Here is a 14144-nt window from a genome sequence, read left to right on the forward strand (position 1 = left end):
CGGCGCGCTCGACGACCCCGCCCGGGTCCGCGCCTGCCTCGCGGCCGCGGGCGACCCGCGAACGGATGCTCCGTTCCTGACGGCCCGCCCGCACTCCGTCGACGGCCGCCCGGCGGTCCTGCTCGTCCTCGGCGGACCGGAACGGGGCCGCTACCGCCTCGTCGCCGTACCGCCGGACTGCGGGCCGGGCACCGCGCGGGTGCTCGCCGAGACCACCACCGGCTGACCGGGCCGGGCACCGGCGACGCCCGGGTCACGTCCGGCGGCACCGACGAGCGGGAATGCCCGTGTCTAGGATCGCGTTCGAGCCATACGGCAGCCACGACGCAGGAGCCGGCCACCCGGGCCGGCACCCGCAGGCCCCGTCATCGCGCCCGTCGCCCGGGCGCGCCAGGAGGGATCGGTACCGGTGACCACCGACGACACGGTGCACAACCTGATCATCATCGGGTCCGGGCCGGCCGGCTACACCGCTGCGGTGTACGCCGCGCGGGCCCAGCTCGCCCCGCTCGTGTTCGAGGGCAGCCAGTTCGGCGGCGCCCTGATGACCACGACCGAGGTGGAGAACTACCCGGGCTTCACCGAGGGGATCATGGGCCCCGAGCTCATGCAGCAGATGCGGGGCCAAGCGGAGCGCTTCGGTGCGGACCTGCGCCCGCAGGACGTCGACGAGGTGAAGCTCGACGGCGACGTCAAGGAGGTGCGGGTCGGCAAGGAGACCTTCCGGGCCCGCGCCGTGATCCTCGCGATGGGTGCCGCCCCGCGCTACCTGCACGTCCCCGGCGAGCAGGAGCTCCTCGGCCGCGGCGTCAGCTCGTGCGCCACCTGCGACGGGTTCTTCTTCCGGGACCAGAACATCGCCGTCATCGGCGGCGGCGACTCGGCGATGGAGGAGGCCACGTTCCTCACCCGCTTCGCCGAGACCGTCACGGTCATCCACCGTCGGGACGAGTTCCGCGCCTCGAAGATCATGTACGAGCGGGCACAGAACGACCCGAAGATGCGCTGGCGCACCAACTCCGAGGTCACCGAGGTGACCGGCGAGGGCTCGGTGAAGCAGCTGCAGCTGCGCGACACCGTGACCGGTGAGACCAGCACGCTCGACGTCACCGGCATGTTCGTCGCGATCGGCCACGACCCGCGCAGCGCGCTGGTGGCGGGCCAGGTCGACGTCGACGACGAGGGCTACGTGCAGGTGGACGGACGTACCACCTACACGAACGTCCCGGGCGTCTTCGCCTGTGGCGACCTCGTCGACCACACCTACCGCCAGGCGATCACCGCCGCGGGCTCCGGCTGCTCGGCCGCGATCGACGCCGAGCGCTGGCTGGCCGGCCACGAGGTCAGCTCCGAGCTGGCCGGCGGCGGCTACGGCTCGGAGGAGACCGCCCCGGCGGCCGCCGTGGCCGACGCCGCGCACTGACCGCCCACCGGCACCCGACAGACCCGCATCCGCGACCGAAGGAGAACCCCATGGGCAACAACACCGTCGACGTCACCAGCAGCTCGTTCGACCAGGACGTCCTGAAGAGCGACAAGCCCGTCCTGGTCGACTTCTGGGCCACCTGGTGCGGCCCGTGCAAGATGGTCGCCCCGGTGCTCGACGAGATCGCCGGTGAGAACTCCGAGAAGCTGACCGTCGCCAAGCTCGACATCGACGCCAACCCGGAGGTCGCCCGCGACTACCAGGTCATGTCGGTCCCGACGATGATCCTGTTCTCCGGCGGCAAGCCGGTGAAGCAGATCGTGGGCGCGAAGCCGAAGGCGGCACTCCTCGCCGATCTCGCCGACCACATCTGATCACTGTCCGTGCGCCGTATAGCGCACGGAGATAACGCTGCGTGTCCCGGTTGATCACAACCGGGACACGCGCGTATCCGCCCCGCTGCACTCCTCCGGGGGCGGGGCAGGGCACAATGAGTCCGGCACGCGTCCGGTCACCGGGCGAAACCGACCGATCACGGGCGTCGCACGGCGCCTCACGACTGCGAGCGAGGGGTGCATGCAGCTGCTCCGGCGCGGGGACTGCGGTCCGGCCGTACGCGAGATCCGGACGACGCTGGGACAGCTCGGTCTGCTCCCGGCGGTTCCGCCGGGCTCGCGCGCCCAGGACATGTTCGACGACGGCGTGGACCGCGCCGTCCGCATGTTCCAGCAGGGCCGTGGCCTGATCACCGACGGCATCGTCGGACCGGACACCGCCCGCGCGCTGCGGGAGGCGGGCTGGAGCCTGGGCGACCGGATGCTGTCGTTCACGCTCTCCACCCCCACCACCGGCGACGACGTCGCCCACCTGCAGGAGCGCCTGCTCGAGCTCGGGTACAACCCGGGCCGGCCGAGCGGGTTGTTCGACCAGCAGACCGAGCAGGCCCTGATCCGCTTCCAGCGTGACTACGGCATGACGCCCGACGGTGTCTGCGGCCCGGAGACGCTGCGCGCGCTGCGCCAGCTCGGCCGCAAGGTCACCGGCGGGCGTCCGCACCTCATGCGCGAGCAGGAGCTGCTGCGCCGGGCCGGCCCGCGGATGCGCGGCAAGCGCATCGTCATCGACCCGGGGCACGGCGGGCACGACCGCGGTGTCGACGTCGGCGGGGTCACCGAGGCCGACCTGATGTGGGACCTCGCCCGCCGGGTCGTCGGCCGCATGTCGGCCACCGGTATGGAGGCACTGCTCTCCCGCCCGGAGAACGGCAACCCGCCGGACACCGAGCGCGCGCAGTTCGCCAACGACGTCGGTGCCGACATGGTCGTGTCGCTGCACACCGACGCGAGCTTCAGCCCGCACGCGCAGGGTCTGGCGACCTACTACTTCGGCAACGGGTCGGGCACCACGTCGAACGTCGGCGAGGCGCTCGCCGGGCTGATCCAGCGCGAGCTGCTCACCCGGACCTCGATGCTCGACTGCCGCAGCCAGACGTGCACCTGGGAGCTCGTGCGCCGGACCCGGATGCCGGCCGTCCGCGTCGAGGTCGGGTATCTGACCCACCTCGGGGACCGCCGCAAGCTGCTCGACCCGGGCTTCCGCGACGTCGTCGCGGAGGGCATCCTCGTCGCCGTCAAACGGCTGTACCTGCTCGGGCAGGACGACCAGCCCACCGGCACGTTCACCTTCAACGACGTGCTGGCCCGCGAGTACGCGAGGGACGAGATCCGGGCCGTCTGAGGCCCGTCACGGCCCGCAGTGCCCCGCCCGGCCCCCTCACCCGGGGTCGGGCCACCGAGGCCGCCCACGGCCCGCTCAGAGCGCCCTCAGATCGTCCCTGCGGGCGGCACGAACGAGAGCTGGCAGGACCCCGCACGGGCCGGTGTCGCCGTCGGGCGCGGCGCCGCGGTCTGCATCGGGATGGTCACCGTGTTGAACAGCTGTTCGAGCGCGGCCTCGACGTCGGACTTCCACTCCAGACCCGAGCGCAGCTCCATCCGCAGCCGCGGCCAGCGGTGGTGCGGGCGGACGGTCTTGAATCCGACCGAGCGGAGGAAGTCCGCCGGGACGACGCAGTCGGACTCGGTGCCGGGACGCGCGTCGCCGAACGCCTCCACGGCCTTCACCCCGCGTCGGGTCAGGTCCTTCACGACGGCCTGGGCGAGCGCCCGACCCAGTCCCTCGCCGGCGAACTCCGGGGCCACCTGCATCGTGGTCAGCAGGACGGCGTCGGCGCTGACCGGTCCGGTCGGCATCTCGGTGGCACGGGGGACCGACGCCGGCGGCGCGAACAGCACGTATCCCGCGGGGGCGCCGCCGACGTAGACGACCCGGCCGCAGGAGCCCCACTCGAGGAGCACCTCCGACAGCCAGGCCTCTTTCTCCAGGTCGGTCGTGCCGTACCCCTCGGTCTGGTCGGCGAGCTGGGGCGAGAGCTCCCAGTAGACGCAGTTGCGACACCGCTTCGGCAGATCGCCGAGGTTGTCGAGGTTGAGCGCGGCAACGTGCCAGGACACGGAATCCGACCTCCGGATGTCGTCGTCGCGCGATGCACGCGCTGCTGCACGGCCCGGCCCGTCCGGGGCGTGGTCCCGACCCCGGCGCCGGAGCAACCGTCCCCCTGGCTGCCCCCGGGTCCGGTGACCCCGCGCAGCCCGAGACTAGGTGGATTCTCGCGATCCCGTCACCCCGAGAGGGCTCACCGGTACGAACGTCACGACGAAGGGCGGGCCGATCACCCGTCGCGGTTACACTCGGCGAGCCTTTTCCCCTCGCAGAGGAGCACGCGATGACCCTGCCCGACCGCCCGCAGCAGCCCGACGTCCGCCGTTCCGCGGCCGCGGCGGCCGCGCAGGCAGCGGCGGCAGGGGAGGGGGCCGTGGTCCCGCTCGCCCCCACCGAGCGCTTCGCGACCCGTACCGCCGGGATGACGGCGTCGGAGATCCGGGCCCTGTTCGCCGTCGCGAGCCGTCCCGAGGTCGTCTCGCTGGCCGGTGGCATGCCGAACCTGGCGGCGCTGCCGCTGCAGTCCCTCGCCCGTGAGGTGGCCGAGCTCGTCGACGTGGACGGCATGTCCGCGCTGCAGTACGGCTCCGCCCAGGGTGTCCCGCAGCTGCGCGAGCAGATCTGCGAGGTCATGCGGGAGGAGGGCATCGAGGCCGACCCGAACGACGTCGTCGTCACCGTCGGCTCGCAGATGGCCCTCGACCTGCTGACCCGGATCTTCGTCGACCCCGGCGACGTCGTCCTGGCCGAGGGACCGTCCTACGTCGGCGCGCTGGGCAGCTTCGCCGCCTACCAGGCGCGGGTCGTGCACGTCGCGATGGACGAGCACGGACTGGTCCCGGAGCTGCTGCACGAGGCGCTGGAGTCGCTGGCACGGCGGGGGATCGTCCCGAAGTTCCTGTACACGATCCCGAACTTCCACAACCCGGCCGGCGTGACGCTGGCGCACGAGCGGCGCCCGCGGATCCTGGAGCTGTGCCGCCGCTACGGCGTGATGGTCGTCGAGGACAACCCCTACGGGATGCTCGGGTTCGACGGCGAGGTGCACCCGGCGCTGCGCTCGTACGACCCGGACGTGCTGTACCTGGGGTCGTTCTCGAAGACGTTCGCGTCCGGGCTGCGGGTGGGCTGGGCGCTGGTACCGCCGCTGGTGCGGGACCGGCTGGTGCTGGCCGCGGAGTCGGCGACGCTGTGCCCGCCGTCGTTCACGCAGATGCTGGTGTCGCGCTACCTGTCGCACCACGACTGGCGCAGCCAGATCAAGACGTTCAGCGAGAACTACCGCGAGCGCCGCGACGCGATGCTCGCCGCGCTGGAGACGTACCTGCCCGAGGGCTGCACCTGGAACGTCCCCGACGGCGGGTTCTTCGTGTGGCTGACCGTGCCGGAGGGCGTCGACACGAAGGCGATGCTGCCCCGCGCGGTCACCGCGCGGGTCGCGTACGCGTCCGGCACCGGCTTCTACGCCGACGGTTTCGGCAGCCGGCAGCTGAGGCTGTCGTTCTGCTTCCCGACGCCCGAGCGCATCACCGAGGGCGTGCGGCGGCTGGCGGCGGTGCTGGAGGCCGAGATGGAGGTCGTGCGGACGTTCGGGACACCGGTCCGCCCCGAGCTGACCCGGGGCACCCAGAGCCCGTCGCCGGACACGACCTGACGCCGTCCGACGACGGCGATGTTTCACGTGGAACGCCCCGGACCGGCTCCCGGTCCGGGGCGTTCCCGTTCATGGCGCAGAATGCCCGCGTGAGCGATCGAACGGTGGCCGTGCTGGCCGGAGGCCTGTCCCACGAGCGTGAGGTGTCCCTGCGATCCGGTCGTCGACTGGCGGGTGCGCTGCGCGCGAACGGTGTCGACGTACGCGAGTGGGACGTCGACGCGCGCCTGCTGGAGCGGCTGTCGACCGACCGGCCGGACGCGGTCGGCGTCGCGCTGCACGGGGGCGAGGGGGAGAACGGCGCCGTGCAGCAGGTGCTGGAACTGCTGGGCATCCCCTTCGTGGGGACGCCGTCCGGGGCGTGCCGGCGGGCGTGGGACAAGCCGAGCGTGAAGACCGAACTCGTCCGCGCGGGCCTCTCGACGCCGGACTGGGTCGCGCTGCCGCACTCGACCTTCCGTGAGCTGGGCGCGCAGGGCGTGCTCGGTGCGATCGTCGAGCGCCTCGGGCTGCCGCTGGTGCTGAAGCCGGACCAGGGCGGCTCGGCGCTCGGTGTGCAGGTGGTCCGGAACGCGGCGGACCTGCCGGCCGCGATGGTCAGCTGCTTCGCCTACGCCGAGACGGTGCTCGTCGAGCGGTTCGTCGCCGGGACCGAGGTCGCGGTGTCGGTCGTCCACGACGGGGAGGAGCCCCGCGCACTGCCGCCGGTGGAGGTGGAGGTGCCGTCCGGGTTCTACGACTACACGTCCCGCTACACACCCGGTGCGGCCACGTTCCACTGCCCGGCGCGGCTGCCGTCGGACGTGCTGGACGCGCTGGCCGACACCGCCCTGGCCGCACACCGGCTGCTGGGGATGCGCGACGTGTCGCGCACCGACGCGATCGTCGACGCCGACGGTCACGTGCACGTCCTGGAGATGAACGTGTCGCCGGGCCTGACCGACACCTCGCTGCTCCCGACCGCGGTGTCCGCGGACGGTTCCGACCTCGCGACGGTGTACCTGGCGCTCGTCGAGCGCGCGGCGGCCCGACAGGACTGAGCGGTGTTCCACGTGAGACCACAGCGGCGTGGTTCCACGTGGAACATCAGCCGAGCACACCGCCCCAGGGCTCGGGAGCCCGCCACACCTCCAGGAGCCGGCTCACCCCGTCCCCGAGACCTGGTTGCTGCGGGACCATCGCGACCCAGGCGACGAGCTGCACGAGCCGGGCCGCCGCGCAGAGAGCGAGCAGCTCGGCATCGACGGGGCGGTCGGCCGCCCGCTCGTAGGCGGCGACGACCTCCGGACCGGCGAAGGTCAGGTCCCACTCGACCGGTCCGACGCAGACGTGTTCGAGGTCGGCGTCGTACGGACCGTCCGGGGTCCGCAGGACGTTGCAGGCCGGCGAACCCCCGTGCACCGGCTGCGGGCGTGTGCCGGGGAACCGGTCGGCGCAACCCGCCTCGTCGCCGAGCACCGGGAGGATCGTCGCCCACTCCCGCAGCGCGCGGTCGCGGTCGGTGGGGGAGACGTGGGTGGTGTCGTGCCGCAGCGCGTCGCGCATCGCCGTGACCGAGTCGTCGAGTGGGTGCATCCAGTCCCAGCTCGACCGGACACGGTCGTAGCGCGGTGTGCAGCCGGGCGACCGTCGCGCCGCTCGCACCGGCGTCGGGCGGGCCGTCCGGGGCCGACGGACGGTCCGGCGCTCCCGGAAGGTGAGGGACAGGCCCCCGGCGGCGACGGGTCGCGGGGTGTGCGGGCCGGACCACGGGTGCCCGGCGTCCGACACCCATCGGGAGACCGCGATCTCGCGCCGCTGCTGCTCCGCCTGTACCGCCGGATCGAGGCCGGGCGGGAGGCCGGTGGGGACACGCACCACGACCGGCTCCGGCTCCAGTGCGACGACGACCGAGAACAGGTCGTGCAGGACGCGGGGTGTGCCGGGGCGGTAGCCGTGGTCCCGCGCGGCGGACACCGCGGTGTCGACGGCGCGGTCGGTGCGAGCGGCGAGCTCGGCGTCGGTGAGCACCGGGCCATCCCGGGGCGTCGGGGTGTTCCACGTGAAACACACGCACGCGACGCCGATCGGATCGGTCGGGCGGGCGGGGTCGGAGCCGCTCGGTGTGCGCCCGAGACTGTCGCAGTGGGTCGCCCCGCTCTGCGCCGTCCGGTCCCACACTGTCCGGTCCCGCACTGTCCGGTCCCGCACGGCCCGGGCCGCGTCCGGGTTCGCGCCCCGGAGTCGTGCCGGCGGGCCGAGCACTCCCGCGCCGAGCACTCCCGCGCCGAGCACTCGCAGGCCGCCGGGCTCTCCCGCGCCGAGCACTCGCAGGCCGCCGGGTTCTCCTGGGCCGGGCGATCCCGGGCGAGCGCTCCTGGGCCGGGCATCGGTGGACCTGCCGCCTGTGGGCCGGACGCGGTGGCCGGCTTCAACGCCGCGGCACGCGGGGTCATCCCGGATACCGGCCGCCGCACACCGGGTCGGCGCATCCGGGCCGGGCGTCCCCGACACGGTCACCGGACGGCGACACCGGCCGGACTCCACCGGGAATGCCGAGGTGCGGCGATCCCACCGGGTGCTTCCGGCTGCCACCTCGGACGAGCCCACAGCGCCGCGGAGGCGCACGGGTCGGCGTCGCGCGCACCCGGTACACGGCGACGAGGTCCTCCGTCCCGCCAGGCGACGAGGCCCGCACCGCCCAGGCCGCCCTCGGCGGGAGGAGAGCTCGACCCGGTCGCCGTGTCCGTGCGGCGCGTACGGGATCGCGACGCGGCTGATCCCGCAGCGTGGGCGGACCACCCCGGAGCTGCGGCATCCGCAGGCCACCCGCTCACGAGACCGAACCCGACGCGCTGCCCGACGCCCGCCCCGACCTCCGTCGCTGTTCCACGTGAAACATCGACGCCGTCCGCCGCGGACTCGATCACCTGCCGTACCGAGACCGCCGGGGAGAGCCGCGGGCCCCAGCTCCGCACGAGCCACGCGACCCCGGGGCGCACGCCTCGTCCCGCTCGCCGGCCGAGCCCGGCCGATGAGCACTCCGTACGACCGTCGCCCGGGACCCACCACGAGCCGATCCACGCGCGACCACCATCGATGCCGGGCGAGTTCAGACATACGTACGACTGATCAGGCGTGTTCCGGCCGGTACGCACCCCGGCACCGATCGACATGCCGAGAAAAGCGACCAATCGGGCAGATCCAACGGCTCAGCGGCCCCACACGGCTACTGAGACCCGCCCCGGCCTCCCCACCAACCTGCCACGCATCCGAAGGCTCAGAGGCCGTCTGAGGGCGCCCTCAGAAGCCGTCCAGCGCGTCACACCACGCCGCCACCCCCGTGCCCGGACAGACCGACGGCCGCCGTCCACGGGGACGACGGCCGTCGGGGAAGGGGAGTGGTGTCCGGTCAGTCGCGCTCGCTGATCCCCATCAGCCCGGTGATCCGGTCGAGGTCCTCCACCGATCCGAACTCGACCACGATGCGGCCCTTGCGCTGACCCATCTCGACCTTCACCCGGGTGTCGAACATGTCGGCCAGCCGGTCGGCGCGCTCGACGAACTCCGGGCGCTGATCGCCGCGACGGCGGACCCGGCGTTCCTGCGGAGGTCCCGAGTGCCGCGCCAACACGACGGCCTCCTCGGTCGCGCGGACCGACATGCCCTCCGCGACGATGCGGGTGGCGAGATCCTCCTGTTGCCCGGCGTCCTCGAGACCGAGCAGGGCGCGCGCGTGCCCGGCCGACAGCACGCCGGCGGCGACCCGGCGCTGCACCGACACCGGCAGCTTCAGCAGCCGGATCATGTTGGTGACGACGGGCCGGCTGCGGCCGAGCCGGTCGGCGAGCTCGGAGTGGGTAACGCCGAACTCGGCGAGCAGCTGCTCGTAGGCGGCCGCCTCCTCGAGGGGGTTGAGCTGGACGCGGTGGATGTTCTCCAGGAGCGCGTCGCGGAGCATCACGTCGTCGGCGGTGTGCCGGACGATCGCGGGCAGCGTCTCCAGCCCGGCGCGCTGGGCCGCACGCCACCGGCGCTCGCCCATGATCAGCTCGTAGTCGACACCGGCCCGGCGGACCACGATCGGCTGCAGCAGCCCGAACTCACGGATCGAGTGCTCCAGCTCGGCGAGCTGGTCGTCGTCGAACTGGGTCCGCGGCTGCTTGGGGTTGGGCACGATCCGCCGCAGCGGGATCTCGCGGTACTCCGCGCCGCCGTCGACGACCGGGGTCTCGGGCTCGTGGTCGTCGCGCCGGACGGCCGGAGCCGGGCGGTGCAGGGGTGCGCCGGGCCCGTTGTTCCCGGGCCGGTCACCGGACTCCGACGGGCCGGTGGGGATGAGCGCGGCGAGACCGCGGCCCAGTCCACCCTTGCGCTCGGCCATCTCAGCGACCGTCCGGGCGGTAGACGCCGCTCGCCCCGTGCTCGGCGATCTCCCGGGCCGCGTCGATGTAGCTCATCGCACCGCGGGAGCCGGGGTCATAGGCGAGCACGGTCTGGCTGTAGCCGGGGGCCTCGGAGACCTTCACGCTGCGCGGGATGACCGTGCGCAGCGCCGTCGGACCGAAGTGCTGGCGGACCTCCGAGGTGACCTGGTCGGCGAGCTTGGTGCGGCCGTCGTACATGGTCAGCAGGATGGTCGACACGTGCAGCGAGGTGTTCAGGTGCGACCGGACGAGGTCGATGTTGGACAGCAGCTGCCCGAGCCCCTCCAGCGCGTAGTACTCGCACTGGATCGGGATGAGCACCTCGGACGCCGCGACGAGCGCGTTGACCGTCAGCAGCCCCAGCGACGGCGGGCAGTCGATGAGCACGTAGTCGACGTCGAGCCGGGACAGCGTCTCGTCGTTCAGCGCCTGGGCCAGCCGGGACTCCCGGGCGACCATGCTGACGAGCTCGATCTCGGCGCCGGCCAGGTCGATCGTGGCGGGCAGGCAGAGCAGGTTCGGCGACGCGGTGCTGACCGCGACGGCCTCCTCGAGGGGGATCTCGCCGAGCATCACCTCGTACACCGACGGCGTGCCGGTGCGGTGCTCGACGCCGAGTGCGGTGGACGCGTTGCCCTGCGGGTCGAGGTCGATCACCAGCACCCGGATGCCGTGCAGGGCCAGGCCCGCGGCGAGGTTGACCGTGCTGGTCGTCTTCCCGACCCCGCCCTTCTGGTTCGCGACGCCCATGACACGGCGCGCGGCCGGGCGGGGCATGCCGTGCCGGTCGGGGTGCAGGACGCGTGCGGCCCGCTCGGCCTCGTCCGCGATGGGGGTCCATCCGGCACTCATGCGCGACCCTCGCTTCCTGGACGGTTCGTGCCCGGTCGGTGTTTCACGTGAAACGGCGCTCCGGCACCCATCATCGCCGTTCCTTCCTCCGGTTGCGGCGGGGCGCGCCGGTCCGCGGGATCTCGACCACCGTGGTCAGCGGATCGACCACACCGGCTCCGGTCTCGTGGATCCGGGGCTCGCCCCCTCCGAGCGCACGGACCGCTGCGGCGTCGCGGGCGATCTCGTCCGGGGCGGAGGCGCCCTTCAGCACCAGCATCGCACCCCCCTGCCGCAGCAGCGGCAGGCAGATGCCCGCGAGCCGGGCCAGCGGTCCGACGGCCCGGGCGGTGACGACGTCGGCCCCCTCCCATCGTCGCAGAACGGGCTTCTCCTCGGCACGCCCCCGTTCGACGACGATGTCCAGGCCGAGGTCGCCCAGCACCTCGTCCAGCCACTCCACCCGGCGGGCCAGCGGCTCGATCAGCACGATCCGCAGGTCCGGCCGGGCCAGGGCGAGCGGGATCCCGGGGAGCCCGGCACCGGAGCCGACGTCGGCGACCCGGGCGTCGGCGGGCACGACCTCACCGAGGACCGCACAGTTCAGCACGTGCCGGTCCCACAGCCGGTCCCGCTCGCGCGGGCCGATCAGCCCGCGCTCGATCCCGGAGGTCGCGAGGTGCTCGACGTAGCGGACGGCCAGCCCGGTCCGGTCGCCGAAGACCTTCTCCGCGACCTCCGGGGTCGGGATGGGGGAGGTGGTCACTTCTTGTGGACCACGACCTGGCGACGCGGCTCCTCGCCCTCGCTCTCGGAGACGACGCCCTTCACGGTGGCGACGGCGTCGTGCACGACCTTGCGCTCGAACGGCGTCATCGGTCGCAGCCGGGCGGACTCGCCGCTGGTCTTGACCTCCTGGGCGGTCTCCAGGCCGAGCTCGGTGAGCTCGTCGCGGCGGTGCCGCCGCCAGCCCGCGATGTCGAGCATCAGCCGGCTGCGGCTGCCCAGCTGCTGCTGGACGGCCAGGCGGGCCAGCTCCTGCAGGCTCTCCAGCACCGACCCCTTGTCGCCGACGAGCTTCTGCAGGTCGGCGTCGTCCTCGGCGCCCTCGATGCTGACGATGGCGCGGCCGCCCTCGACATCGAGGTCGATGTCGCCGTCGTAGTCGAGGATGTCCAGCAGGCGCTCCAGGTAGTCACCTGCGACGTCGCCCTCCTGGATCAGCAGGCTCTCGCCGGACGGCTTGTCCTGCACGTCCGGCCCCTCGGCGGGCTCCTTGGCGGTGGTGGGCACGCGCAACTCCTCTCGTCAACGGTTCGCGGTCCGTCGCGCCCGGGCCCGCGCGGCGGTGGGGTCCGCCGGGGCCGGCGGGGCGCGCCGGGGTCTGTCGGGGTGGTGCGGTGGGACGGTCAGCGACGCTTGCCGCGCCGGGCCTTCGCCCCCGGACGCTTCTGCACCGGCTTCGCCCCGGGCTTCTTCTGGCCGTTGCCGTTACCGGAACCGTTGCCGTTCCCGTTGCGGGCCGTGCCGTTGCGCTGCCCGCCGGGGGACGTGCCGGTGTCGGCGGAGGCACCGTCGGATCCGGTGGCGCGGGTCTCGGACGCCGCCTCGGCGGCCTCCTCCTCGGCCGGCTGGATCGGCTCGTCGGCGATCTCGCGGACGTCCTCGGCGGAGCCGAGACGGGCGTCGCGGAGCGGCTTCTGGCCGGGGCGGGGGGCGCGGGCCTTGGCGGACTCGGTGGCCTTCTCGGCCTTGTCCGACTCCTCGGCGTCGATCTTGCGGTAGACGACGTACTGCTGGCCGAGGGTCCACAGGTTGTTGGCGACCCAGTAGAAGAGGACCGCGAGCGGCAGGAACGGCGCACCGACGACGACACCGATCGGGAACACGTAGAGCATCAGCTTCTGCATGATCTCGGCCTGCGGGTTCGCCGCGACGGTGCCGGCGGCGATCTGCGCCTGCTGGCGGGCGACCGAGTGGCGCGCGGTGATGTGGGTGAAGATGCCGGCCGCGATCATCAGCGGGATCATCACGATCCACTGCGAGACCAGGTTGCCACCGAGCTCGGCGACGGACGCGGTGTTCTGCAGCGGCCAGACGGCCGAGCCCAGCTTCGCGCCGAACAGGCTCGAGTCGACGAACGAGGCGTTCTCGGCCGCGTTGAAGACGTAGTTCTCCGTCTTGCCCGGCTTGAACTCGCGCAGCACGTGGAACAGACCGATGAACACCGGGATCTGCACCAGGATCGGCAAACAGCCCATGAGCGGGTTGGCGCCGTTCTGCTGCTGGAGCTTCTGCATCTCCGTGGCGAGCTTCTGGCGGTCGTTCGCGTACTTCTTCCGGAGCTTCTGCATCTCCGGGGCCATCTCCTGCATCTTGCGCATGGAGCGGACCTGCACGACGAACGGCTTGTAGAGGATGACGCGCAGCGTGAAGACGAGGAAGACGACCGACAGCGCCCAGGCGAACCCGTTGTCGTCGCCCAGGACGAAGCCGAAGACCTTGTGCCAGACCCACATGATCCAGCTGACGGGGTAGTAGATGAAGTCCAGCACTGCTGCGTTGCTCCTCGTGGTCTCGGGCGGGGCCCGCGGGTCAGCGGTCCGTACCGCGTGAGAGGCCTTCGGTCCGGGGCGGGTCGGTGGACGTCTGCTCCGGCCCGGGATCGGGTTCGGTGCCGCTGCGCGGGACCCCGTCGCTGCGCCGCCGGCGCGGCGGCACCGGATCCCACCCGCCAGGGTGCCACGGGGCACACTTCAGCAACCGCCACACGGTGAGGCCGAGACCGCGCACGAAGCCGTGCTCGCGGAACGCCTCGACCGAGTACGCGCTGCAGCTCGGGTGGAACCGGCAGCTCGGCATCAGGTTCGGGGAGATCCACACCTGGTACCAGCGCACCGCGGCCATCGCGGCCCGCGCGCCGACACCGGGCCGTGCGCCGGGGAGCTCTCCGTCGTCCATCGGAGCCTCCTCACCCGTCGGGGCCGCGTCGTGTGTCGTGCTCATCGCGGGCCGTCCGCGGCCGGGCGCGGACGGCGCGGCCGCTGCGCCGCGCGCAGTGCGGAGTCGAGGTCGGCCGCCAGCTCGGCGGACGAGGCCTCACCAGCGGGCGGCAACGCACGGACGACGAGTGCCGCGCCGGCGGGCAGCGCCGCCAGACGGTCCGCGACCAGATGGCGCAGCCGCCGGGAGACCCGGTGCCGGGCCACGGCGTTGCCGACGGCCTTGCTCACGACGAAACCCGCCCTCGGCGAGGCGTGCTCGGGCACGCCGCCGGGGCGGGTCAGGTCGAGATGCACCACCAGCCTCGACCGGCCGGCACGTC

The 14144-nt window shown here is 73.0% G+C and carries 14 protein-coding genes and 1 pseudogene; 6 read left to right on the forward strand and 9 right to left on the reverse strand.

What is annotated here, in order from left to right; translation table 11 throughout:
- From GTW08_RS25975 to GTW08_RS25990, 4 genes and pseudogenes are all read left to right on the forward strand, one after another.
- Window positions 1-226: pseudogene (locus GTW08_RS25975) on the forward strand (hypothetical protein); the annotation flags it as partial.
- 183 nt (window positions 227-409) lie between these two features.
- Window positions 410-1423 (forward strand): thioredoxin-disulfide reductase, encoded by a 1014-nt coding sequence (gene trxB, locus GTW08_RS25980; protein WP_073573701.1) that lies wholly within the window; start codon window positions 410-412, stop codon window positions 1421-1423.
- Window positions 1424-1473: 50 nt separating this feature from the next.
- Window positions 1474-1800 (forward strand): thioredoxin, encoded by a 327-nt coding sequence (trxA, locus tag GTW08_RS25985; RefSeq protein WP_020622767.1) that lies wholly within the window; start codon window positions 1474-1476, stop codon window positions 1798-1800.
- A gap of 202 nt (window positions 1801-2002) precedes the next feature.
- Window positions 2003-3163, forward strand: a complete 1161-nt coding sequence (locus GTW08_RS25990) for an N-acetylmuramoyl-L-alanine amidase (RefSeq protein ID WP_073573702.1) — start codon at window positions 2003-2005, stop codon at window positions 3161-3163.
- An 86-nt stretch (window positions 3164-3249) separates the two neighbouring features.
- Here GTW08_RS25990 and GTW08_RS25995 read toward each other — a convergent pair whose 3' ends face one another.
- Entirely contained in the window at window positions 3250-3939 is a 690-nt protein-coding gene (locus GTW08_RS25995; RefSeq protein ID WP_073573703.1) for a GNAT family N-acetyltransferase, read from the reverse strand.
- A gap of 272 nt (window positions 3940-4211) precedes the next feature.
- On the opposite strand from GTW08_RS25995, the gene GTW08_RS26000 reads away from it, so the two are divergent.
- Both GTW08_RS26000 and GTW08_RS26005 read left to right on the forward strand, forming a co-directional pair.
- Entirely contained in the window at window positions 4212-5582 is a 1371-nt protein-coding gene (locus tag GTW08_RS26000) for a PLP-dependent aminotransferase family protein (protein ID WP_237454203.1), read from the forward strand.
- A gap of 89 nt (window positions 5583-5671) precedes the next feature.
- The gene (locus GTW08_RS26005) at window positions 5672-6622 is read left to right on the forward strand and encodes a D-alanine--D-alanine ligase (protein WP_073573704.1); all 951 of its coding nucleotides are present in this window, start codon (window positions 5672-5674) and stop codon (window positions 6620-6622) included.
- Window positions 6623-6668: 46 nt separating this feature from the next.
- Here the strand turns inward: GTW08_RS26005 and GTW08_RS26010 are convergent, their stop codons facing one another.
- The 8 genes from GTW08_RS26010 to rnpA form a co-directional block, all read right to left on the reverse strand.
- Window positions 6669-7592 (reverse strand): hypothetical protein, encoded by a 924-nt coding sequence (locus tag GTW08_RS26010; RefSeq protein ID WP_083657972.1) that lies wholly within the window; start codon window positions 7590-7592, stop codon window positions 6669-6671.
- Between the two features lie 1381 nt (window positions 7593-8973).
- Window positions 8974-9945 (reverse strand): ParB/RepB/Spo0J family partition protein, encoded by a 972-nt coding sequence (locus tag GTW08_RS26015; protein WP_073573705.1) that lies wholly within the window; start codon window positions 9943-9945, stop codon window positions 8974-8976.
- Window position 9946: 1 nt separating this feature from the next.
- Window positions 9947-10840, reverse strand: a complete 894-nt coding sequence (locus GTW08_RS26020) for a ParA family protein (RefSeq protein WP_073573706.1) — start codon at window positions 10838-10840, stop codon at window positions 9947-9949.
- A 70-nt stretch (window positions 10841-10910) separates the two neighbouring features.
- Window positions 10911-11585, reverse strand: a complete 675-nt coding sequence (gene rsmG / locus GTW08_RS26025) for a 16S rRNA (guanine(527)-N(7))-methyltransferase RsmG (RefSeq protein WP_062399027.1) — start codon at window positions 11583-11585, stop codon at window positions 10911-10913.
- Window positions 11582-12112 carry a protein jag gene (locus GTW08_RS26030; RefSeq protein ID WP_073573707.1) on the reverse strand — a complete coding sequence of 177 codons (531 nt, stop codon included), beginning with the start codon at window positions 12110-12112 and terminating at the stop codon, window positions 11582-11584. Before GTW08_RS26030 ends, rsmG begins: the two co-directional genes overlap by 4 nt.
- Before the next feature lie 116 nt (window positions 12113-12228).
- A complete protein-coding gene (yidC, locus tag GTW08_RS26035; RefSeq protein WP_073573708.1) occupies window positions 12229-13374 on the reverse strand; it encodes a membrane protein insertase YidC in 1146 nt (381 codons plus the stop codon).
- A 40-nt stretch (window positions 13375-13414) separates the two neighbouring features.
- Complete coding sequence (gene yidD, locus GTW08_RS26040) at window positions 13415-13780, reverse strand: membrane protein insertion efficiency factor YidD (protein ID WP_073573709.1); 366 nt, start codon at window positions 13778-13780, stop codon at window positions 13415-13417.
- Window positions 13781-13821: 41 nt separating this feature from the next.
- On the reverse strand, window positions 13822-14144 hold a 323-nt coding region (gene rnpA, locus GTW08_RS26045), incomplete at its 5' end, for a ribonuclease P protein component (protein WP_202417708.1).

Origin of the sequence: Pseudonocardia sp. SID8383 (assembly GCF_009864975.1) — a bacterium.
Taxonomy (GTDB): Bacteria; Actinomycetota; Actinomycetes; order Mycobacteriales; family Pseudonocardiaceae; genus Pseudonocardia; species Pseudonocardia alni.

What these genes read in the sequence shown, in the direction of transcription:
- GTW08_RS25990 (WP_073573702.1), top strand. Translation starts at nt 2,003, where the DNA reads ATGCAGCTGCTCCGGCGCGGGGACTGCGGTCCGGCCGTACGCGAGATC.
- GTW08_RS26020 (WP_073573706.1), bottom strand. Translation starts at nt 10,840, where the DNA reads ATGAGTGCCGGATGGACCCCCATCGCGGACGAGGCCGAGCGGGCCGCA.
- trxA (WP_020622767.1), top strand. Translation starts at nt 1,474, where the DNA reads ATGGGCAACAACACCGTCGACGTCACCAGCAGCTCGTTCGACCAGGAC.
- GTW08_RS26015 (WP_073573705.1), bottom strand. Translation starts at nt 9,945, where the DNA reads ATGGCCGAGCGCAAGGGTGGACTGGGCCGCGGTCTCGCCGCGCTCATC.
- yidD (WP_073573709.1), bottom strand. Translation starts at nt 13,780, where the DNA reads ATGGACGACGGAGAGCTCCCCGGCGCACGGCCCGGTGTCGGCGCGCGG.
- GTW08_RS26000 (WP_237454203.1), top strand. Translation starts at nt 4,212, where the DNA reads ATGACCCTGCCCGACCGCCCGCAGCAGCCCGACGTCCGCCGTTCCGCG.